Origin of the sequence: Nocardia sp. NPDC024068 (genome assembly GCF_040638875.1) — a bacterium.
Classification (GTDB): Bacteria; Actinomycetota; Actinomycetes; order Mycobacteriales; family Mycobacteriaceae; genus Nocardia.
Map to the genome: position 1 here is coordinate 20,677 of NZ_JBEZYU010000029.1, position 20,566 is coordinate 41,242.

A 20,566-nucleotide genomic window follows, 5' to 3' on the forward strand; every position below is an offset into this window, starting at 1 on the left:
ACCACACATCGGCCCGGCGGGACAGGAGTTCCCGCCGGGCCGAATGGGTATAAAGAGCGAACCTGTTCGATCACGGCTCGTACCGGCCATCGCGGAAGGAGGGGGTTCCCTTGGCAGAAGTCGGCGCCCGGACCGACCCGGAGCAGCAACCCGAACTGAAACGGGTCATCGGTCCCTGGCTGCTCCTGCTGTTCATCGTCGGGGATATCCTCGGCACCGGCATCTACGCGCTCACCGGCCGGGTCGCCGGGGAGGTCGGCGGCGCGGTGTGGGTGCCGTTCCTTGTCGCTTTCGGCGTAGCCCTGATCACCGGTTTCAGCTATCTGGAGCTGGTTACCAAGTACCCGCAGGCCGCCGGGGCCGCGCTCTATACCCACAAGGCCTTCGGAATCCATTTCCTGACCTTCATGGTGACCTTCGCGGTGATGAGTTCCGGCATCACCTCCGCCGCCACCGCGGCCAAGGCGTTCGCGTCGAACTTCGCCGAGGCCTTCGAATTCGACGGTGTGGGCGACGGGCTGGTTCTCACCCTCATCGCGCTCGCGTTCATGGCGGCGGTGGCCGCGATCAATCTGCGCGGTGTCGGCGAGAGCGTCAAGGCGAATGTCCTGCTCACCTGTGTGGAACTGTCCGGGCTGCTGATCGTGATCTGTATCGGGCTGTGGGCGCTCGGCTTCGGCAACGGGGATTTCGGCCGGATCGTCGAATTCGACACCGGCGACCGGTCGGCGTTCGGCGGGGTCATCGCGGCGACCACGCTGGCCTTCTACGCCATGGTCGGATTCGAGGATTCGGTGAACATGGCCGAGGAGACCAAGGAACCGAGCCGGATCTTCCCCAAGATCCTGCTCACCGGCCTGCTGGTCACCGGCGCCATCTACGTGGTGGTCTCGATCACCGCGGTGGCGCTGGTTCCCCCGGAGAAGCTCGCCGAGGGCGATACCCCGCTGCTGCAGGTGGTGGAGATCGGCGCACCCGGGTTCCCCACCCAGGTCTTCGCGTTCATCACCATGTTCGCGGTCGCCAACTCGGCGCTGATCAATATGCTCATGGCCAGCCGTCTGCTGTACGGCATGGCCAGGCAGAAGGTGGTGCCCCGCGCGCTGGGCCGGGTGAATGCCGCCCGCCGCACACCGCATGTGGCGATCCTGTTCACCACCGTGCTGGCGTTGGGGTTGCTGCTGGTCGTCGACGAGGTTCCCGAACTCGGCGGCACCACCGCGCTGCTGTTGCTGGTGGTGTTCACCATCGTCAACATCGCGGTGCTGGTGCTGCGGCGCGACGAGGTCCCGCACCACCATTTCCGCACGCCGACCGCGCTGCCGGTGATCGGCGCGCTGTGCTGTGCGTACCTGGCCACGCCGTTCACCGATCGCAACCCGCAGCAGTACGCCATCGCCGGCGTGCTGCTGGCGGTCGGTGTGGTGCTGTGGGCTTTCACCGCGTTCTGGAACAAACCGCACAACGTCAGGCCCCTGGGCCCGGGGAGCGATCTCTAGCCGCACCCCGCAATTCCGGCCCGCCGCCGGTTTGTCCGGCGGCGGGCCGGAATTCGTGGAAGTGACGAGCGCCCGTGCGATCGGTAACGTATGCGCCGATGACAAGCATGGACGCCAGGTTCGGCGATGCTGCTGGGTCGGTGCCCCTGCCCAGCCCGTGGGACCTCAACGCCTACCTCGCCGAGGTGGCCGCACACCGTAAGCGGCCGATCTCACTCCAGCCGGCGCACCGGTCGGCACTGGCCGACCTGGGTTGTAACGGCAACGGTCTGTGGATCGCCCGCAAACACGACGATATCGTCGTCTTCGACGCGTCGGCGTCCGGCCGCAACGCCGATCACATCGTGCTGCACGCGATCGGTCATATGCTGCTGGGCCACGGCGGAACCGTCGCCGAGGACCCCGATACCACCAGGATCTCGATCAGCGCGCTCAACCCGGCCCTGCTCGACGCCCTCGCAACGATCGCCCCCGGGTCGATCACCCAGATCCTGGGTCGTGACGATTTCGGCGCCGACCGGGAACGCGAAGCGGGCGTCTTCGCCGAGATGACGATGGTCTACGCGGCGCTGCCCCGCCGGCGCAGCCGCTCGTTCTGGCCCTTCGGGCGCCGCAAGAACAAGTAGGCGCGCCGCGCGGACGAGCGTCCGGATATACCGGATCACGCACCGAGGGTCTACTCTTGTGCGCCGTGGCCGAAGAGCAGAATCCCGCCATGGTGCACCCCGCGATCGCTCCGCTGAGCGGCCTGCTGGGCACCTGGCGCGGCGCGGGGCAGGGCGATTATCCGACGATCGAGCCGTTCGGCTACCTCGAGGAGATCGTGGTCGGGCATATAGGCCGGCCTTTCCTGACCTACCGGCAGCACACCCGGCATGCCGACGACAACCGCCCGCTGCATGTGGAGACCGGCTACCTGCGCTGTCCCGGGCCCGACCGGGTGGAACTGATCCTCTCCCATCCCACCGGCATCACCGAGATCTGCGAGGGCAAACTGACCCTGGGCGACGAGGAGGTACGACTCGAACTCGAGTCGACCGCCGTCGGGCTGAGCAGTACCGCGAAGTCGGTGACCGCCCTCAGCCGCACCATCCATATGCACGGGCGAACCATCGACTACACCCTGCAGATGGGTGCGGTGGGCCTGCCGCTACAGCATCACCTCACCGCGAGTTTGCAGAAGACCTGAACGACGGATAACGAAAGAATCACGGATATCAGGGGGCGGGTCACGATTTGCTCGTCATCGATTTTCCTCAGCTTTCCATCTTGTCTCGGCACACGCCCCCGGCTTAGGTTGACCTGAGCAGCAAATCATCAGACAACTCTTCCGTAGAGCCCGGTCGCGCAGGAGCCGCCCGAGCTCTTCAGCTGTCGAACCTCTGATTCGGAGGGAGCCGGAAATGAAGCGTTCCACCGTTGCTCTCATCACCGCCGGGATGATTCTCGGCGGTACCGGGGTGGTCGAAATCCTCGGAACAGATACCGCCTCGTCCGCCCCGGTCGCGGACCGGACAGTTTCGGTCGTCGCGCCGGCCCGGGTCAGCGATGCGGTGACCACCGATACCGGCTTCCCGTATATCGGCCATCGTTTCGCGACCGCGTCGGCAGCCACCGGCATCGGGCCCTGACCCGCCGCCCGCTCAGCCGCCCGCGGCGAGAGCGGCCAGCATATCCCGGGTCACGGCCACCGCGTTATCCGAGCTTCCGCCCTTGACCAGCAATGTTGCGAACGCCAGGTCGCCGCGGTACCCGACGAACCAGGAATGGGAGCCGCCGTCCACCTCGGCCTCTCCGGTCTTCCCGAACACCTCGCCCTGATCGGCTATGCGGTTCGCGGTGCCGGCGAGCACCACCTCTCGCATCATGGTCCGCAGCCCCCGCACCACCTCCGGATCGGGCGCGGGGCGCTGTCCGTCGACCACGGTGGGCCGGCCGGCGATCAAGAACGGGGTGGGTGCGCTGCCGTGCGCGATCGTCGCGGCCATCAAGGCCATGCCGAAGGGACTGGTGACAACCCGGCCCTGGCCTATTCCGTCTTCGGTGCGCTGCGTCCGATCCTCGGCGGCGGGGACCGAACCGGAAAATGTGGGCAGCCCGGGGATCGTGTACTCCGGTCCGATTCCGAATTCCGCCGCCTGGCCGGATAACGCGTCACCGGGCAACCGGCTGGCCAATTTCGCGAACGAGGTATTGCAGGACCGAGCGTAAGCGGTGGTCATCGGAACGTCGCCGACCGTGAACCCGTTGTAGTTCGGAATCATTCGCTCCCCGATGGTGATCGCGCTCGGGCACGCCAGCACGGTCTCGGGGGTCGCCACGCCCTCGGATATCGCCGCCGCGGCGGTGACCGTTTTGAATACCGACCCCGGCGGGTACTGGCCGATGGTGGCGACCGGACCGTCGCGGTCGGCGGCCGTGTTCTGCGCGACCGCCAGGATGCCGCCGGTCGAGGGTTGGATCACCACCATCATGGTCTGCTCGCGGCGGCCGTCGACCGCCCGCTGGGCCGCGTTCTGCACCCGGCGGTCCACACTCAGCGCGAACGACGGCGCGGGCCGGGCCGCCACCTCGTACAGCACCCCGGTCTCGGCACCGTTCGCGTTGCGCGCCACCACCTGCCACCCGGCCCGCCCGTCCACCTCGTCGATCACCGTCCGGCGGATCTGGGTCATCAGATCGGGGGCGAATTTCCGGTCGGTGGGCGTCATATCCCATTCCTGGGTGACCCGCACCCCCGGAAGCCCGATGAGCTGCGGCCCGGCCCGGCCGAATTCCGTCTCGTTCAGCACGATCACGGTGTACGCGCCCTCCGCGCCGCGTGCCGAGTCCAGAATCCGCTCCGGTGTGAGCCGTTCGTCGATATCGCTCAGCGCCACCGACAGCGCGTCCGCGACCCGTTGCGGATCAGGGCTGTCCGCGGCGTCGAAGGTCACCCGGGATACCGTGCCAGGCACCAGCACGTCACTGCCCGACTGCTCGTTGACCCGCGCCCGCGGGGCGGGTCGCACGGACAGCACCATGGACTGGGTGTCGCCGAGCCGAGGATGGAGGGCCGACCCGCTCCAGCGCACGGTCCAGGCACCGCCGGTACGCACCAGCGGCAGCTGTCCGGAGTAGGTCCAGACGCGGTCGCCGGGCAGCTGCCATTCGTAGGTGTAGTCGACGGTGGCGGTATCACCGGTGATCCGGGCGGCACCCGTCTGCGCGTGCAGGCCCTCGGCGGCCAGTTCCTCCCAGACGGAAGTCAGGGCGGTGGCAGCCTTTTCGGGCCGGTTCGTATGCGCGGCGGCGGCCTCGGTGTCCCGGGCCGCGAATGCCCCGGCGAACGCCTGCGCGGCCGTGATCGGCCCGTGGGCGCCCATCCCGCAGGCGGTCACCGCGGAGGCCAGCGCAGCGACCGCGAGCACGAGTACGACTACCGGACGGATCGTCATCGGCCCCGATGGTAATCACACAGCACCGGTGATCACCTGCGGCGCACCGGATCCTGCTCCGATCAGTCGAGCAGCACGGTGGTGAAGGTCGCGATCTGCCGGAATCCGACCGCCCGGTAGGCCCGACGTGCGATCTCGTTGTAGTCGTTGACGTACAGACTGGCCGTCCGGCCGGTGGCGAGCACCGCGTTGGCCACCGCTGCCGTCCCGGCGGTTCCCAGGCCCCGACCCCGGTGCTCCGGATGTACCCAGACCCCCTGGATCTGCCCGGTCCGGGCGGACATCGCACCGACCTCGGCCTTGTAGGCCACCTCGCCGTCGACGAACCGCGCCCAGGCCCGGCCGGCCTCGATCAGTCCGGCGACCCGGCGCCGGTATCCCCGGCCGCCGTCGCCGGCCCGCGGATCCACCCCGACCTCTTCGATGAACATGGCGATGGCGGCGACGAGATACCGGTCGAGCTCATCGGGCCGGACCGGGCGCACTTCGGAGTCGGCCGCCGACAACGCGGTATCGGTGAGTGCCAGCAGAGGCTGGGCGGCGCGCAATTCGCGTGCCGGACCCCAGTGATCGGCGAGCATCTCCCACAACGGCAGCGCGAGCTCCTGGCGGCCCACCACGGAGGAACACATCCGCGGCCACCGGATCGCCCGGTCGGCGAAGGCGCGCAGGGCATCGCGTCCACCACGCAGGGGAATGAGATTGACCCCGGAGAAGCACAGCGATTCGGCCGGACCGCCGTGGCTCCACAGTTCACCGTGGCCGTACCGGTTGTCCAGACCGTATTCCTGTAGCCGGGCGGCGACCATACAGGATGCCACCGGATCGTCGTCGAGAACCCGCAGCACCTGCGCCAGGTCCCGCTTGGCGAGCTGACGCGCGGGAACTGTTTTCGCGCGCCGGGTCGGCTCCAGCAGACTCCGCACCTACAACAGCCTGCCATGAACCGCGCCCGTGTGGAACGGATATCCGGAAAGCGCACGCCATCCGGCGGCACCGGGCGCGGCGCGCCGCCGCCCGTGGACAGTACGGGCGGACGAAACCGGACCGTCAGCCGACGCTGACGACCGGCTCCCCGGTCCCGGCGTCCTCACCCATACCCTCGGCAATACGCATGGCCTCTTCGATGAGCGTTTCCACGATCTGCGCCTCGGGGACGGTTTTGATCACCTCGCCCTTGACGAAGATCTGCCCCTTCCCGTTGCCGGAGGCGACACCGAGATCGGCTTCGCGCGCCTCCCCGGGCCCGTTCACCACACAACCCATGACCGCCACCCGCAGCGGGACCTCCAGGCCGTCCAGGCCCGCGGTGACCTCGTTGGCGAGGGTGTAGACGTCGACCTGCGCACGACCGCAGGACGGACAGGACACGATCTCGAGTTTGCGCGGGCGCAGATTGAGCGACTGCAGAATCTGGTCGCCGACCTTGACCTCCTCGGCCGGCGGCGCGGACAGCGAGACCCGGATGGTGTCGCCGATGCCCTCGCTGAGCAGCGCGCCGAACGCCACCGCGGATTTCACGGTGCCCTGGAACGCCGGGCCCGCCTCGGTGACACCCAGATGCAGCGGGTAATCGCTCTGCGCGGCGAGCTGCCGGTAGGCCTCGACCATCACGACCGGGTCGTTGTGCTTGACCGAGATCTTGATATCGCCGAAGCCGTGCTCCTCGAACAGGCTCGCCTCCCACAGCGCCGACTCGACCAGTGCCTCCGGGGTGGCCTTGCCGTATTTGGCCAGCATCCGCTTGTCCAGGGACCCGGCGTTCACGCCGATCCGGATCGGGATACCGGCGGCGCCGGCCGCCTTGGCGACCTCGGCCACCCGGCCGTCGAATTCCTTGATATTGCCCGGGTTCACCCGTACCGCCGCGCAGCCCGCGTCGATCGCGGCGAAGATGTAGCGCGGCTGGAAATGGATATCGGCGATCACCGGGATCTGCGATTTCTTCGCGATCGTGGGGAGCGCGTCGGCATCTTCCTGCCGCGGGCACGCCACCCGGACGATATCGCAGCCCGATGCGGTGAGCTCCGCGATCTGCTGCAATGTCGCGTTGACATCGTGGGTCTTGGTCGTCGTCATCGACTGCACCGAGATCGGGTGGTCACTGCCGACACCGACACCGCCCACCGTCAGCTGACGGGTCCTACGCCGCGGTGCGAGCACCGCGGCCGGTGCGGTCGGCATCCCCAATCCGATTGTGCTGGTCACTTTCGGCTGCCTACTTTCGTACTGGTCCGGCCGGTCGCTGCCGAGTCTAGTCCGGCCGCGGCGGGGCGCCGCCGAGACATGGGCAACACGGGCGACCGGCACCGGGACGTCATCGTGGCTTAACCCACCGGACGCCTTGGACCATAGGCGCGATCAGAGAATCTCCAGGTCAGCGCGGTTTGCGCCGGTAGATCACGTCGTAGATCAGGGTTCCGGCCAGGGCGGCCGCGAAGCCGATCAGGTACAGATCCTCGACCTTGCCCGAGTGATTGCCGATCAGCATGCCGAGCAGGATGACGATCACGACCACCGCCGCGACCCGGAAGGTCTTGTGCGATTCGCCGCTCCAGCCCCAGGCGGCCGACGGAACCTCTGCGGGGTCCACCTTGGTGATGACCTTGTCGGTGGTGAGTTCGACATCCGTGGCGGCCACGATCGCTCCTCCTCGAGAGAACGGATACTGCCGATATCCTGGCATACGACCGCCCGTCGTAGCCACTAGGGGCGGGGTCGGTGACAATGAACGGGTGTCAGATCTCCGCAGAGTCCTCCTGCTCGGCAGCACCGGTTCCATCGGCACCCAGGCGCTCGAGGTGATCGCCGCCAACCCGGACAGATTCGAGATCGCCGGACTGGCCGCCGGCGGCGGAAACACCGAACTGCTGGCCGCGCAGATGGCCGCCACCGGCACCACGAACGTCGCCGTCGCCGATCCCGCGGCCGGGGCCGCCCTCGGCGTGCCCTTCACCGGTCCGGGCGCGGTGACCGAACTGGTCCGCCGCACCGAGGCCGATGTCGTACTCAACGCGCTGGTCGGCTCGCTCGGTCTGGAACCGACCCTGGCGACGCTGGAGTCGGGCGCGACGCTGGCGCTGGCGAACAAGGAGTCGCTGGTGGCAGGTGGTTCGCTGGTCACCCGGGCCGCGAAACCCGGGCAGATCGTGCCCGTGGACTCGGAGCATTCGGCGCTGGCGCAGTGCCTGCGGGGCGGACGCGCCGACGAGGTCGACCGGCTGATCCTCACCGCGTCCGGCGGCCCGTTCCGGGGCTGGACCACAGAAATGCTGGACGGCGTGAACCCGGCCGAGGCGAAAACCCATCCGACCTGGTCCATGGGGCCGATGAACACCCTGAACTCGGCCTCGCTGGTGAACAAGGGGCTCGAACTCATCGAAACGCATCTGCTGTTCGGGATCCCCTACGACCGCATCGACGTCACCGTGCACCCGCAGTCGATCGTGCACTCCATGGTCACCTTCACCGACGGATCCACCCTCGCCCAGGCCAGCCCGCCCGATATGAAACTGCCCATCGCGCTGGCGCTGGGCTGGCCCGACCGGGTGCCGGCAGCCGCCGCCGCGTGCGATTTCGGTACCGCAGCGACCTGGACGTTCGAGCCTGTCGACAGTTCGGTGTTCCCAGCGGTGGAACTCGCCCGGGAAGCCGGTACGGCGGGCGGTTGCGTGACCGCCGTCTACAACGCCGCCAACGAGGTCGCGGTCGCGGCCTTCCTCGACGGGCGGATCCGCTTCCCACAGATCGTGGGCACCGTGGAACAAGCAGTTCACGACGCCGGGCAATGGCGCGCCGAACCCACCGAACTCGCCGAAGTCCTGGCCGCCGACGAATGGGCACGTGACCGGGCCCGCACCCTCATCGGCCGGTAATCCGTGTCCCAGATGGTCGAGGGAGTCCGCGCGGGCGGTTACTGTGGTTACGTGCTCGCGGCCGCTGGGGTCTTCGTGCGGGCCGAGATCTTCGATCTGCGCACCGCAGGAGGGCTGTAGACCAGATGCTGTTCGTGTTGGGGTTCGTGCTGTTCGCCCTCGGCATCACGATTTCGATCGCACTGCACGAATGCGGACATATGTGGACCGCCCAGGCCACCGGTATGAAGGTGCGCCGGTACTTCATCGGCTTCGGTCCCAAGATGTTCTCGTTCCGCCGCGGTGAAACCGAGTACGGCGTCAAATGGCTCCCGCTCGGCGGATTCTGCGATATCGCGGGGATGACCGCGCTCGACGAACTCGAACCCGAGGAAGTCGATCGCGCGATGTACCGGCAGGCCACCTGGAAACGCCTGGTGGTGATGTCCGGCGGTATCGCGATGAACTTCCTGCTGGGCTTCCTGCTGATCGTCGTGCTGGCCGTCGGCTGGGGACTGCCGAACCTGAACCAGCCGCCGGAGACCGCGCTCGGCGATATGAGCTGTGTCGCCCCGCAGAACCCCGACGGCAGCGTCGGCGCCTGCACCGGAGTCGGCCCGGCGCAGAAGGCCGGCCTGCAGCGCGGCGACGTGGTCACCGCCGTCGACGGCGAGGAAGTCGACACCTGGAACGAATTCCAGACCCTCACCCAGCAGCAGGACGGCCCGTTCACCTACACCGTCGAACGTGACGGGCAGACGCTGCAGATCCAGGTCGTCCCGGAACGCACCATGCGGTATCCGTCCGAGGGCGGGCCCGGCCGGGAGGTCGGCGTGGTCGGGGTGGGCCAGGAGTTCTACGAACCGGTCCAGTACAACGTCCTGTCGGCGATTCCCGCCGCCGGTGCGTTCACCGGGGAGATGTTCGTCCGGACCTTCGAATCGCTGGCCCAGATGCCGGCCAAGGTGGTCGCGCTGTGGGACGCGGTCACCGGCGGCGAACGCGACCCGGAGACCCCGGTCAGCGTGTACGGCGCCAGCAAGATCGGCGGCGAGACCGCCGAACGCGGCTACTGGAATATGTTCATCCTGGTCCTGGCCAGCCTGAACTTCTTCCTCGGCGCGTTCAACATCCTGCCGCTGCTACCGCTGGACGGCGGCCATATCGCGGTCGTGCTCTACGAGAAGATCCGCAACACCTTCCGCGGCTGGAAGGGCCTGGCCCCCGGGGCGCCGGTCGACTACCTGAAACTGCTACCCCTCACCTACGTCGCGGTGGTCATAGGCGGTGCGTACATGCTGCTCACTCTCGCCGCCGACATCATGAACCCGATCAACCTGTTCCCGTAACCGCCCGCGGATCCGCACGGCGTCACGGAGCCCAGCGCGCGGCCTCACGATGTACAAGGCGCGTTGCGTCACGAGCAGTGCGCCGTCCCCGAACGGTGGATGAGCCGACCGCGGGCAAAGAGCAGGGGCCCGGGCGCTTGTCAGAGTGCCCGGGTGTCCTCGTCCTCCAGGACGTCGACCACGTATTCGGCGATGGCGAGCGACGAGGTCGCCGCGGGTGAGGGCGCGTTGCGGACCGCGATGACCGGGCCCAGCCGGTCGATCCGGAAATCATCGACCAGGGTTCCGTCGGCATCGAGGGCCTGGGCCCGCACTCCGCTGCCCCCACGCACCACGTCCGCGGCGCCGATAGCAGGAAGGTAGCGCTGCGCCCGGCGCATATACGCCGACTTCGACAGCGAGCCGTACATCTCCTCGATCCCGGTCCGCCAATGCTGCCGGGCCATCCGCCGGAAACCCGGCCAGCGCAGGGTGTCCCCGAGGTCGCGGGCCGAGAACTGCCCGCGCCGATACCCTTCCCGCGCGAACGCGAGGACGGCATTGGGGCCCACCTCCACCGTGCCCGACACCCGCCGCGTGAAATGCACGCCCAGGAACGGATACCGCGGGTCCGGTACCGGATACACCAGCCCCCGCACCAACTCCGCCTTCGCGGCGACGACATTCATGTACTCCCCACGGAACGGCACGATTCGGGGACCGCGTTCGGCGCCGGCCAGACCTGCCACGGTATCGGAGTGCAACCCCGCGCAGACGATCATCCGATCGGCCCGCAAATGCTCGTCGCCCAAGGCGATATCGACTCCCGAGGAGTCGGTGGTGATCCCGTCGACCGCACTCGACAATCGCACCTCACCACCGGATTTCACCAGATCCGCCGCGAAGGATTCGGCGACACGGCGGAAATCGGTGATCGCGGTCCGCGGTGAGTACAGGGCCGCGATACCCTCCGCGAACGGTTCGATCTCCCGGATCCCGTTCCGGTCCACCCGGCGCAGGCCGGGGACCGCGTTCTCACCCGCGCGCGCTTCCAGCGCCTCCAGCCGCGGCATCTCATCCTCGTCGACCGCGACCACGAGCTTGCCGCATTCGTCGTAGGGCAGCCCATGCCCGGTGCAGTACTCCCGCAGCAGCGACCGTCCCCGCGCACACAGTGAAGCCTTCAAACTGCCCGGCTGGTAATAGATCCCGGCGTGCACCACGCCGGAGTTGTGCCCGGTCTGGTGCGCGGCGACCCGGTCCTCTTTCTCCAGCACCACGATCCGGTCCCCGGGGCGGCGGTGGGCCAGCTCCCGCGCGATCGCCAGCCCCACGATCCCCGCCCCGACGATCGCGACGACCCGATCAGCCATCCGTCGTTCTCCTATCCCGGCCGGTCCGGCTCCACGGACTACGGCTGCTCCAGCGCGTCGAATGGGATCGTCGCCTCAACCGGATCATCCAGCAACAGAACCCGGCGATGCACGGTGTGCACCAGATATCGGCGTCCCGACCAATCCAGCCGATACTTCTCGATCTCCTCGATTCGCTCTTCCTTCTGATCCAGCCGGGTGATCAAGTAGCGAGGTATACCCGCGGCCGCGTATTGGATCCGCTTCAGCCGGATGACCCGGCCGAACCCGACCTGACAAGATGCCACTATGAGTGCCCCCCGCCCATCTCGGCGCTTCGTTCCGCTCAGCCTTCGGCAGCGAGCTGGCCGCAGGCGGCCGCGATCTCCTGGCCCCGGGTATCGCGGACCGTGCAGGGCACGCCCTGGGCCTCGACCCGGCGGACGAATTCCCGTTCGACCGGTTTCGGGCTGGCGTCCCATTTGCTGCCCGGGGTGGGGTTGAGGGGGATGACGTTGACGTGCACCCGCGACCCCAGCGCCTTGTGCAACTTGGCACCCAGCATGTCCGCCCGCCACGGCTGATCGTTGATATCGCGGATCAGCGCGTATTCGATGGATACCCGGCGCCCGGATTTATCGGCGTAGTAGCGCGCCGCCTCGAGGACCTCGCTCACCGGCCAGCGACTGTTCACCGGGACCAGGGTGTCGCGCAGTTCGTCGTCGGGTGTGTGCAGGGAGACCGCGAGGGTCACCGAAAGATCCTCGTCCGCGAGTTTCCGGATCGCGGGGGCCAGGCCGACCGTGGAGACGACCACATTGCGCTGGGAGATGCCGAGACCGTCCGGGGCGGGCGAGGTGATGCGGCGGACCGCGTTCACCACCCGCTTGTAGTTGGCCAGCGGCTCCCCCATCCCCATGAAGACGATGTTCGACAGCCGTCCCGGCCCGCCGGAAACCGCGCCGTCGCGCAGGTCGGCGGCGGCGGCCCGGACCTGGTCGACGATCTCGGCGGTGGACAGGTTGCGGTTCAGGCCGCCCTGCCCGGTCGCGCAGAACGGACAGGCCATCCCGCACCCGGCCTGGCTGGAAATGCACAGGGTGGCGCGGTCCGGATAGCGCATCAGTACGCTTTCCAGCAGGGTTCCGTCACCCGCGCGCCACAGCGTCTTCCGCGTTTCCCCGGAATCGCAGACCACCTGGCGTAGTGGCGTGAGCAGCGGTGGGAACAGCGTCTCGGCGATCGTGTCGCGGACCGCCGCGGGCAGATCGGTCATCTGCGCCGGATCGGCCTGCAGCCGGCCGTAGTACTGGCGGGCGATCTGATCGGCCCGGAATTTGGGCAGACCCAGCTCCGCCATCGCGGCGCGGCGACCGTCGGAATCGAGGTCGGCGAGATGGCGGGGCGGCATACCGCGGCGCGGTGCATCGAAAACCAGGGGCAGGGGGGCGGTCATAGTGCTTCCAGTGTGTCATCTCGGGGAATGTGATCCACGCCGAGCCGACCGAACCCGCGCCGACCGCGCCCACAGCGACGGGCTGACCGGAAATCCGTGCGCGGACGATAGCTGTCGGCAATCATCGACATATGGCGACCTCAGACGATCGAACCCCCGAAACCGGCGCGCTGCCGAAGGAAAATCAGCCGCCGCCGGGCACAACGAGCTCCCGCGGGAGCACCGACCCCGCCGCTACCGGGGGTGATCCCACCGGTCTGGCACCCGAACCGTATGAACTGCGGCGTTCCCGGGTCGGTATCACCTGGATCGCGCTGATCGTCGCGGCGCTGCTCGGTATCGTGCTGCTGATCTTCATCATCCAGAACTCCGAAAGCGCCGATGTGGAGATGCTGTTCTGGAGCTTCTCCCTGCCACTGGGTGTGACGATCCTGCTCTCGGTGATCGCCGGGGCCCTGGTGATGGCGCTGGTGGGTGGTGTGCGGATCATCCAGTTGCGGCGGGCGGTCCACCGCGACTGATCCGTCCCCCGGGCCGTGCCGGGCACCCGGGCTCAGATCAGCGTGCTGAGCACCAGCCAGGACACGAAGGCCGACGGCAGCATGGAATCGAGCCGGTCCATGATTCCGCCGTGGCCGGGCAGCATGGTGCCCATATCCTTGATCCCCAGCTCGCGTTTGATCTGCGATTCGATGAGGTCGCCCAGAGTCGCGATCACCACCAGGCCGACACCGAGCACGACACCGATCATCGAATTGGCTTCGAGCAGCAATGTCACGGTGAGCAGGCCGCCGATGATCGCGAACACCAGCGATCCGCCGAAGCCCTCCCAGGACTTCTTCGGGCTGATCGAGGGCACCATGGGATGACGGCCGAACAGCACACCGGCGACGTAACCGCCCACATCGGAGCACACCACCAGGATCATGAACGTCAGCACCCGCAGATTGCCGTCCGGATCCTCGAGCAGCAGCAGGACGGCGAACGAGGCGAGCAGCGGGATCCAGGCCAGAGTGAACACGGCGATCGCGGTATCGCGCAGGAAGTTGCGCGGCGCGGTTCGCAGGCCGTGATCGAACAGGCGCCACACCATACAGGCCAGTGCTGTCGCGGCGAACGAACCCGCGACTCCCCCCGCCCCGAACGGCCAGCCCAGCCAGAACACCGCCTGACCGCCGACGATCAACGGGATACGGGGTACCAGCACATCGGCTTCCCGCAGCCGTTTGGCGACCTCCCAGGTCGCGATCCCGACGGCGACACCGGCGACACCGATGAAGACCTTGGGCACGAACAACAGGATGGCGATCAGCGAGATCCCGAGCGTCAGCCCCACCGCGAGTGCCGCGGGAAGATTACGCCCGGCGCGGGACCTCCGGCCGCCGCCCTCCGTGGGGGCACCCGCTGATCGATGCTCCGCGGCGGCACCGCCCGAGGAGGTCTCCGCGGGGGCGCCGGTCGATTGCGTCTCCGCGGGGGCCTCGGCCGATGCGGCGCCCGTAGGCACACCGGTCGGTGCCGGGTTCGGTTCGGATATGCCCTCGGCCGGCGGCTGCGGTCGGGCCGCACCGGTCGCGGCAGCTTTCTCGGCCACGATTGTCCCGTCGCTCAACTCGTCGTCGTTCCGTTCGTTCCCCACCCGAAAGCGGGCGTTGTCCGCTGTTCTCATTGTGCGGCATCCACCGACCTCGCCGAGTCACGTGAACCGCCGACCGGTGCCCTACGAATCGGCCACCGTATTCCGCCCGGCACCAACCGCTCGTGCCGCCGGACCCTCCTGCGCGTACCGGCCGGACCCTGCGCGCTTGCGCAAAGTACCACCACCGGTACCGCCGATATACCCGAGATCCCGCTCAGATCTCGAGCAACTCGCCTTCTTTGTGCTTCACCAGCTCGTCGACCTGCCCGACGTAGCGCGCGGTGGTCTTGTCGAGCTCCTTCTCGGCCCGCCCGACCTCGTCCTCACCGGCCTCGCCGTCCTTCTGGATCCGGCCCAGTTCTTCCATCGCCTTGCGACGCACGTTGCGGATGGCGACCTTGGCGTCCTCACCCTTCTGCCTGGCCTGCTTGGCCAGCTCCCGGCGCCGCTCCTCGGTGAGCTGCGGGATGGAGATACGGAGGATATCGCCGTTGTTGGTCGGGTTCACACCCAGATCGGAGTTGCGGATCGCGGTTTCGATCGGACCCAGCTGTGCCTGCTCGTAGGGTTTGACCACCACCATCCGCGGCTCCGGCACGGTGATACTCGACATCTGGGTGATCGGTGTCGGCGATCCGTAGTAGTCGACCACGACCCGGGAGAACATACCCGGATTCGCGCGCCCGGTACGGATTCTGCCGAGATCGTCCTTCGCCACCGAGACGGCCTTCTCCATCTTCTCCTCGGCGTCGAAGAGCGCTTCTTCAATCACGACCGTTTCCTCCACTGCGTCGTCATCGTCATGACCCGCGGGCCCGCGGTATCAGGATCGAACCAATGTGCCGATCTTCTCACCGGCCACCGCCCGGGCGATATTGCCCTTGGTCAACAAATTGAACACCAGCATCGGCATCTGGTTGTCCATGCACAAACTGAACGCCGTCGCGTCGGCGACCTTCAGATCGCGTTCGATCACTTCCTTGTGGGTGACCTCGTGGTACATGGTGGCGTCGGGATCCAGCCGCGGGTCGGCGGTGAACACACCGTCGACAGCCTTCGCCATCAGCACCACCTCGGCACCGATCTCCAACGCCCGCTGCGCGGCGGTCGTATCGGTCGAGAAATAGGGCATCCCCATCCCGGCGCCGAAGATCACGACCCGCCCCTTCTCCAGATGCCGTCTGGCGCGCAGCGGCAGATACGGTTCGGCCACCTGCCCCATGGTGATAGCGGTCTGCACCCGGGTGTCCACGCCCTGTTTCTGCAGGAAATCCTGTAGCGCGAGACTGTTCATCACGGTACCGAGCATGCCCATGTAGTCCGAACGGGCACGTTCCATACCGCGTTCCTCGAGTTCGGCGCCGCGGAAGAAGTTGCCACCGCCGATCACCACCGCGACCTGCACACCGGTCGAGACGACCTCCGCGATCTGCTCCGCCACGGTCTGCACCACATCCGGATCCAGGCCCACCATGCCGCCACCGAACATCTCACCACCGAGCTTCAGCAGTACCCGGCGATATCCTGGGCGGTCGGTCCCCGGGTGCGTCATCGGCTGGCGTCTCCTTCGGCGATCGGTAGTCGGTTTCGTGGTGCAGTCGCGTCCGTGGTGGCCGCCGCGGCGGTGCCACCCCGTTCCGCGGCCCGCGCGGTACGCCGCGACGGGCGAGGGGAACAGAAAGCGGCTTCTATCCTGCCCTACCGCCCCCGGCACCCCGAGGACGGGGGCACCGCGCCGACCCAGGAGCGGGCCGCGCAGAACGAAACCCCCGTCGCGGCGGTCGCGGCGGGGGTTTACGCGGGGTGACGGGTCAGGCCTGGCCGACCTCGAAGCGGGCGAACTTGGTGACGGTGACACCGGCCTCGTCCAGCAACGCCTTCACGGTCTTCTTGTTGTCGGTGACCGACGGCTGCTCGAGCAGCACGACATCCTTGAAGAATCCGTTGACCCGGCCCTCGGTGATCTTCGGCAGGGCGGCCTCGGGCTTGCCCTCCTCGCGAGCGGTCTGCTCGGCGATACGGCGCTCGTTCTCGACGAGATCGGCGGGCACCTCGTCCCGGGAGACGTACTTGGCCTTCAGCGCGGCGACCTGCATGGCGGCGGCCCGCGCGGCTTCGGCGGCAGCGTCACCCGAGCCGGTGTACTCGATGAGCACGCCGACGGCCGGCGGCAGATCCGACGCCCGCTTGTGCAGGTAGGTCGCGACCGGGCCGTCCAGAGAGACGACACGACGCAGTTCCAGCTTCTCGCCGATCTTGGCGGCCAGCGCCTGCAGCGCCTCGTCGACGGTTCCGCCGTCGAGGGGCACGGCCTTGAGCGCGTCCACATCCGCGGGCTTGGCGGCTGCTGCGGCGGCGGCGATCTGATCGGCCAGCGCCTGGAATTCCGCGTTCTTGGCCACGAAATCGGTTTCGGAGTTGATTTCGACCATCACGCCGTCCTTGGCGATGACCAGGCCCTCCGCGGTCGTGCGCTCGGCCCGCTTGCCGACATCCTTGGCGCCCTTGATGCGCAGCAGCTCGACGGCTTTGTCGAAATCGCCCTCGGTCTCGACCAGCGCGTTCTTACAGTCCATCATTCCGGAGCCGGTGAGCTCCCGCAGCCGCTTCACGTCAGCGGCGGTGTAGTTCGCCATCGGGGGCGAGCCTCCTTCGAGAAAGTCTGGTACCGGGCAGTGGTGGTCACGACTCCACGAGCCGTGACCACCACTGTGGAAAAGTTCCGTTCGGGCGGCACTCACCTCGGCAGTGGCCGGTGAGCGCCGCCCGAACGCGCGGTGACGACTCAGGCCTCGGCCGGAGTCTCGGCCGGAGCTTCCGCCGGAGCTTCGGCGGCGGCCGGGTCGGCGGCGGGAGCGTCGGCGCTCGGCGCGGCCTGCGCCAGCAGCTCCTGCTCCCATTCCGGCAGCGGCTCGGCGCCGGCCTCGGGCTTGTCGTCGCCCGCGGACCGGCCGGCCCGGGCCTGCACGCCCTCGGCCACCGCGGAGGCGACGACCTTGGTGAGCAGCGCGGCCGAGCGGATCGCGTCGTCGTTACCCGGGATCGGGTAGTCGACCAGGTCCGGATCGCAGTTGGTATCCAGGATGGCGATGACCGGGATGTTCAGCTTGCGGGCCTCGCCCACGGCGATGTGCTCTTTGTTGGTGTCGACGACCCAGATGGCCGAGGGCACCTTCTGCATATCGCGGATACCACCGAGGGTCCGGTCCAGCTTGTTCATCTCACGCGTGAGCATGAGGATTTCCTTCTTGGTGCGACCCTCGAAGCCACCGGTCTGCTCCATGGCCTCGAGCTCCTTGAGGCGCTGCAGGCGCTTGTGCACGGTGGAGAAGTTGGTGAGCATGCCACCCAGCCAGCGCTGGTTCACATACGGCATACCGACCCGCGTGGCCTCGGCCGCGATGGACTCCTGGGCCTGCTTCTTGGTGCCGACGAAAAGGACGGTGCCGCCGTGGGCGACGGTCTCCTTGACGAATTCGTAGGCCTTGTCGATGTAGGTCAGCGTCTGCTGCAGATCGATGATGTAGATGCCGTTGCGGTCGGTGAAGATGAACCGCTTCATCTTCGGGTTCCAGCGACGGGTCTGGTGCCCGAAATGCGCGCCGCTGTCGAGCAGCTGCTTCATGGTTACGACAGCCATGGCTCTCGTACTCTCTTTCGTTGCCGGTTGTCGCAGCAGGCCGGCGGCCCGCTGCCCTGGCACCACGAACGCTCGGGCCCGATCGTCGATCGGGACCAGCCGAGAGTTCCCTGTTCCGGAATTGCGCCGACGACCGTCGGCTCCGTGGAGGAGCACGAGGCAAGCAGCGCCGTGATGAACAAGCACGGTGGTGCGCGAAGTCGGTCGGTGCGTGCGCGAATACCGTATGAATACGAATACAGTGCGTACACGGGTACAGCGCGAACACAGACCGCTCGGCCAGTTTACGACCTGCGTTGCGAGAACCGGAAATCGGCCGGTCGGACCGGCCGCCGGCGACCTGCCGGAAGCCGTCGAGTGAAATATTCTCTGTTCACAGAGGCGGGTTATCCACAGCTGCCGAATTGCGGGTTCCGGCCCGCCGTGCACCCCGGCAGGCTCGGCATATGACCTGTGATGACACCACCGGGACACGGCCTGCCGACGCATCGCGCGGCGATCGTCTATCCGCCCCGCCGCCCTGGCCACATACGACGATCCGCCACCGCGACACATCGGCCGCAGAGCCGGCGGCCCGGCGAGCGCCGTGCGAGTGGCCCCAGCGCACGGCGGAGCGACGGGCCGACCCGCGCGGCGGCCTGTTCCGGCCTCGGGCATCGCCTCGTCACGCCCACGTTCCGGGCGCCGGAACCACCCGCGCCGCTGCCTTGGCGCACCGCGCTCCCGTGGCAGACCGGCCGCCGGCCGAGTCCCGCCACTGCCCCGATCCCGGACCGGTGGCCCCGGCGGGGCCGAGCGATGTCGAACGCCGGGCCCGCCGTTACGAACGCAGAATGAATCACCGCGGCTCCCCGCCCGGCCACCGGCACGCCGATGCGGAGCCCGGACGCGCGACAGCGGAATCGCACCCGCTCATCTCCGGACCGCCCACCCGGTTTCCCGGCGTGCCGCCGCACGCCACGCCGTTCCCCGGGCACACCCCGGTCCGAAGTGCTCCCGACCGCCGAGCCCGGCGTTCACCCGGCCGGAATCCGATCCTCCGCCCCGGCCCTCGAGACCGTGCCGCACCGGTCCTGCCTCGGCTCCGCAACCGCAACCTCGGTCCGGAAAAGCGACCTTCGGCGCGCCACCGACCCGGGATGCTGTGGGGCATTGTCTTCACAACGGTGTTCCTGGCGATCCCGCTCGGCCCGGGAACCACGCTCACCGCGCACGCCGCACCGGCATTCGACGGAGGGGCGGGCGGCCCGGTCGTCGTCGGTGATGGCGGTGCGGCCGGAATCGCAGGGAGGGAACGGTCGGCCGGCGAAATGTCCGGGACGCGATCGGGTCGGCCGCCGCGCACCGCCGCCGGGGAGCCGACGCGCACCGTGAAGGACAACACCGCGGCGCCGGGACCACGCCGGGCACCCGGTCCCGCTCGGGGCGGAGGATCGATGGGGTCGGCCGGATGCGGCTCCGGCTCCGGTTCGGGGGTGGCGCACGGCTCCGGTTCGGGTGTGGAGCGCGGCTCCGCGACCGGAACGCTGTGTGGAGTGGTTCCGCTCCTGGTCGATCTGGTGCGGGCGCTGATCAGGCTCGCCCCGCGGGAGACGACACCCTGCCCCTGCCCGGCTCGCACCCGATGACCCGCCCGCGGTCCGGCCGGGCGAAAGGAGGGGGTTCGCCCGGCCGGGCGTTCGCGGTGCGGTCGGCGTTGGTTGTGATGGTGTCCGCGGTGCTGCCGTCCGGGGTGGCGGCCGCCGTCCCGGAGGGCACCTTCGGCTGGCCGCTGCGGCCGCGGCCGGCGCTCGTGCGGCCGTTCGACCCGCCCGAACACGACTGGCTGCCGGGGCATCGCGGCGTCGATCTCGCCGGGTCGCCGGGGCAGACCGTATACGCCGCGGGTCCGGGGGTGGTGGTGTTCGCCGGCGAGGTGGCGGGAAAGCCGGTGGTGTCGATCGCCCACGACGGCGCTCTGCGCACCACATACGAACCTGTGGAAGCGGAGGTGACGGTGGGCAGGAGGGTGAGCCGCGGTACGCCTGTCGGGGTGTTGAAGGACGGGCACGAGGGCTGTGGCGCGGCGGCCTGCCTGCACTGGGGGCTACGCCGCGAACGCACCGAACACGGCGACCGGGAATATCTCGATCCGCTCGGTCTGCTGGAGCTCTCCCCGATCCGCCTGAAACCGGTGGACCCCGCGTCCGGATGAGAGCAGGGACGCAGTGTCCGGATGACGGCAGGGTCCACATGAGAGATGCCGGCAGTGTCCGGATGAAATCGGAACCGGTGGCAGGCCGTGCGGTGATCCAGTCCGTTGATCCACCGTCCTGGCCGAGACGTGACCTCGACCTCGACCTCGACCTCGACCTCGACCTC

The 20,566-nt window shown here is 68.3% G+C and carries 21 protein-coding genes; 9 read left to right on the forward strand and 12 right to left on the reverse strand.

Annotated features, from left to right (window positions below):
- Window positions 1-110 precede the first annotated feature (110 nt).
- The 4 genes from AB0F41_RS20695 (at window position 111) to AB0F41_RS20710 (ending at window position 3,130) form a co-directional block, all read left to right on the forward strand.
- Complete coding sequence (locus AB0F41_RS20695) at window positions 111-1,499, forward strand: APC family permease (RefSeq protein ID WP_357426128.1); 1,389 nt, start codon at window positions 111-113, stop codon at window positions 1,497-1,499.
- A 98-nt stretch (window positions 1,500-1,597) separates the two neighbouring features.
- Window positions 1,598-2,125: a hypothetical protein gene (locus AB0F41_RS20700; RefSeq protein ID WP_357426130.1), complete on the forward strand. Its 528-nt coding sequence runs from the start codon at window positions 1,598-1,600 to the stop codon at window positions 2,123-2,125.
- Window positions 2,126-2,214: 89 nt separating this feature from the next.
- Window positions 2,215-2,688 (forward strand): FABP family protein, encoded by a 474-nt coding sequence (locus AB0F41_RS20705; protein WP_357426196.1) that lies wholly within the window; start codon window positions 2,215-2,217, stop codon window positions 2,686-2,688.
- Window positions 2,689-2,902: 214 nt separating this feature from the next.
- Entirely contained in the window at window positions 2,903-3,130 is a 228-nt protein-coding gene (locus AB0F41_RS20710; protein WP_357426132.1) for a hypothetical protein, read from the forward strand.
- 12 nt (window positions 3,131-3,142) lie between these two features.
- On the opposite strand, the gene AB0F41_RS20715 is transcribed toward AB0F41_RS20710, so the two are convergent.
- The 4 genes from AB0F41_RS20715 to AB0F41_RS20730 form a co-directional block, all read right to left on the reverse strand.
- A complete protein-coding gene (locus AB0F41_RS20715) occupies window positions 3,143-4,936 on the reverse strand; it encodes a penicillin-binding transpeptidase domain-containing protein (protein WP_357426134.1) in 1,794 nt (597 codons plus the stop codon).
- A gap of 62 nt (window positions 4,937-4,998) precedes the next feature.
- Window positions 4,999-5,862 (reverse strand): GNAT family N-acetyltransferase, encoded by an 864-nt coding sequence (locus AB0F41_RS20720; RefSeq protein ID WP_357426136.1) that lies wholly within the window; start codon window positions 5,860-5,862, stop codon window positions 4,999-5,001.
- Window positions 5,863-5,986: 124 nt separating this feature from the next.
- Window positions 5,987-7,144: a flavodoxin-dependent (E)-4-hydroxy-3-methylbut-2-enyl-diphosphate synthase gene (ispG, locus tag AB0F41_RS20725; RefSeq protein WP_357426138.1), complete on the reverse strand. Its 1,158-nt coding sequence runs from the start codon at window positions 7,142-7,144 to the stop codon at window positions 5,987-5,989.
- Window positions 7,145-7,313: 169 nt separating this feature from the next.
- Window positions 7,314-7,577 carry a DUF2631 domain-containing protein gene (locus AB0F41_RS20730; RefSeq protein ID WP_357426140.1) on the reverse strand — a complete coding sequence of 88 codons (264 nt, stop codon included), beginning with the start codon at window positions 7,575-7,577 and terminating at the stop codon, window positions 7,314-7,316.
- A gap of 94 nt (window positions 7,578-7,671) precedes the next feature.
- Here AB0F41_RS20730 and dxr point away from each other — a divergent pair, with 94 nt between their 5' ends.
- Window positions 7,672-8,811 (forward strand): 1-deoxy-D-xylulose-5-phosphate reductoisomerase, encoded by a 1,140-nt coding sequence (dxr, locus tag AB0F41_RS20735; protein WP_357426142.1) that lies wholly within the window; start codon window positions 7,672-7,674, stop codon window positions 8,809-8,811.
- Window positions 8,812-8,936: 125 nt separating this feature from the next.
- On the forward strand, window positions 8,937-10,139 hold the full coding sequence (locus AB0F41_RS20740; protein WP_357426144.1) for a M50 family metallopeptidase: 1,203 nt from the start codon (window positions 8,937-8,939) through the stop codon (window positions 10,137-10,139).
- A 140-nt stretch (window positions 10,140-10,279) separates the two neighbouring features.
- Here the strand turns inward: AB0F41_RS20740 and lhgO are convergent, their stop codons facing one another.
- Genes lhgO through rlmN form a run of 3 tightly spaced genes read right to left on the reverse strand, consistent with a single transcriptional unit; the run spans window position 10,280 to window position 12,926 of the window.
- Window positions 10,280-11,491 carry an L-2-hydroxyglutarate oxidase gene (lhgO, locus tag AB0F41_RS20745; RefSeq protein ID WP_357426146.1) on the reverse strand — a complete coding sequence of 404 codons (1,212 nt, stop codon included), beginning with the start codon at window positions 11,489-11,491 and terminating at the stop codon, window positions 10,280-10,282.
- Window positions 11,492-11,529: 38 nt separating this feature from the next.
- Window positions 11,530-11,778: a hypothetical protein gene (locus AB0F41_RS20750; protein ID WP_357426148.1), complete on the reverse strand. Its 249-nt coding sequence runs from the start codon at window positions 11,776-11,778 to the stop codon at window positions 11,530-11,532.
- Between the two features lie 38 nt (window positions 11,779-11,816).
- A complete protein-coding gene (gene rlmN / locus AB0F41_RS20755; protein WP_357426150.1) occupies window positions 11,817-12,926 on the reverse strand; it encodes a 23S rRNA (adenine(2503)-C(2))-methyltransferase RlmN in 1,110 nt (369 codons plus the stop codon).
- Window positions 12,927-13,057: 131 nt separating this feature from the next.
- On the opposite strand from rlmN, the gene AB0F41_RS20760 reads away from it, so the two are divergent.
- Complete coding sequence (locus AB0F41_RS20760; protein WP_357426152.1) at window positions 13,058-13,447, forward strand: lipopolysaccharide assembly protein LapA domain-containing protein; 390 nt, start codon at window positions 13,058-13,060, stop codon at window positions 13,445-13,447.
- 32 nt (window positions 13,448-13,479) lie between these two features.
- On the opposite strand, the gene AB0F41_RS20765 is transcribed toward AB0F41_RS20760, so the two are convergent.
- The 3 genes from AB0F41_RS20765 to pyrH all read right to left on the reverse strand — a co-directional run bounded on the left by AB0F41_RS20765 (window position 13,480) and on the right by pyrH (window position 16,117).
- Window positions 13,480-14,520, reverse strand: a complete 1,041-nt coding sequence (locus AB0F41_RS20765; protein ID WP_357426198.1) for a phosphatidate cytidylyltransferase — start codon at window positions 14,518-14,520, stop codon at window positions 13,480-13,482.
- Between the two features lie 259 nt (window positions 14,521-14,779).
- Window positions 14,780-15,337, reverse strand: a complete 558-nt coding sequence (gene frr, locus AB0F41_RS20770) for a ribosome recycling factor (protein WP_357426154.1) — start codon at window positions 15,335-15,337, stop codon at window positions 14,780-14,782.
- A gap of 51 nt (window positions 15,338-15,388) precedes the next feature.
- Window positions 15,389-16,117: a UMP kinase gene (gene pyrH / locus AB0F41_RS20775; protein WP_357426156.1), complete on the reverse strand. Its 729-nt coding sequence runs from the start codon at window positions 16,115-16,117 to the stop codon at window positions 15,389-15,391.
- A gap of 54 nt (window positions 16,118-16,171) precedes the next feature.
- Here pyrH and AB0F41_RS20780 point away from each other — a divergent pair, with 54 nt between their 5' ends.
- On the forward strand, window positions 16,172-16,372 hold the full coding sequence (locus tag AB0F41_RS20780; protein ID WP_357426158.1) for a hypothetical protein: 201 nt from the start codon (window positions 16,172-16,174) through the stop codon (window positions 16,370-16,372).
- Window positions 16,373-16,376: 4 nt separating this feature from the next.
- Here the strand turns inward: AB0F41_RS20780 and tsf are convergent, their stop codons facing one another.
- Window positions 16,377-17,201, reverse strand: coding sequence for a translation elongation factor Ts (tsf, locus tag AB0F41_RS20785; protein ID WP_357426160.1), 825 nt, complete (start codon window positions 17,199-17,201; stop codon window positions 16,377-16,379).
- A gap of 149 nt (window positions 17,202-17,350) precedes the next feature.
- Entirely contained in the window at window positions 17,351-18,205 is an 855-nt protein-coding gene (rpsB, locus tag AB0F41_RS20790; RefSeq protein WP_357426162.1) for a 30S ribosomal protein S2, read from the reverse strand.
- A 1,705-nt stretch (window positions 18,206-19,910) separates the two neighbouring features.
- Between rpsB and AB0F41_RS20795 the strand changes: the two genes are divergently transcribed.
- Complete coding sequence (locus tag AB0F41_RS20795) at window positions 19,911-20,399, forward strand: M23 family metallopeptidase (RefSeq protein ID WP_357426200.1); 489 nt, start codon at window positions 19,911-19,913, stop codon at window positions 20,397-20,399.
- Window positions 20,400-20,566: the final 167 nt, after the last annotated feature.

Bases quoted from the DNA above. Each gene is read 5' to 3' on its own strand.
- rpsB (WP_357426162.1), bottom strand. From the start codon at position 18,205: ATGGCTGTCGTAACCATGAAGCAGCTGCTCGACAGCGGCGCGCATTTC.
- lhgO (WP_357426146.1), bottom strand. From the start codon at position 11,491: ATGGCTGATCGGGTCGTCGCGATCGTCGGGGCGGGGATCGTGGGGCTG.
- AB0F41_RS20710 (WP_357426132.1), top strand. From the start codon at position 2,903: ATGAAGCGTTCCACCGTTGCTCTCATCACCGCCGGGATGATTCTCGGC.
- AB0F41_RS20740 (WP_357426144.1), top strand. From the start codon at position 8,937: ATGCTGTTCGTGTTGGGGTTCGTGCTGTTCGCCCTCGGCATCACGATT.
- rlmN (WP_357426150.1), bottom strand. From the start codon at position 12,926: ATGACCGCCCCCCTGCCCCTGGTTTTCGATGCACCGCGCCGCGGTATG.
- tsf (WP_357426160.1), bottom strand. From the start codon at position 17,201: ATGGCGAACTACACCGCCGCTGACGTGAAGCGGCTGCGGGAGCTCACC.
- pyrH (WP_357426156.1), bottom strand. From the start codon at position 16,117: ATGACGCACCCGGGGACCGACCGCCCAGGATATCGCCGGGTACTGCTG.
- AB0F41_RS20705 (WP_357426196.1), top strand. From the start codon at position 2,215: ATGGTGCACCCCGCGATCGCTCCGCTGAGCGGCCTGCTGGGCACCTGG.
- AB0F41_RS20760 (WP_357426152.1), top strand. From the start codon at position 13,058: ATGGCGACCTCAGACGATCGAACCCCCGAAACCGGCGCGCTGCCGAAG.
- AB0F41_RS20795 (WP_357426200.1), top strand. From the start codon at position 19,911: ATGGTGTCCGCGGTGCTGCCGTCCGGGGTGGCGGCCGCCGTCCCGGAG.
- AB0F41_RS20715 (WP_357426134.1), bottom strand. From the start codon at position 4,936: ATGACGATCCGTCCGGTAGTCGTACTCGTGCTCGCGGTCGCTGCGCTG.
- AB0F41_RS20700 (WP_357426130.1), top strand. From the start codon at position 1,598: ATGACAAGCATGGACGCCAGGTTCGGCGATGCTGCTGGGTCGGTGCCC.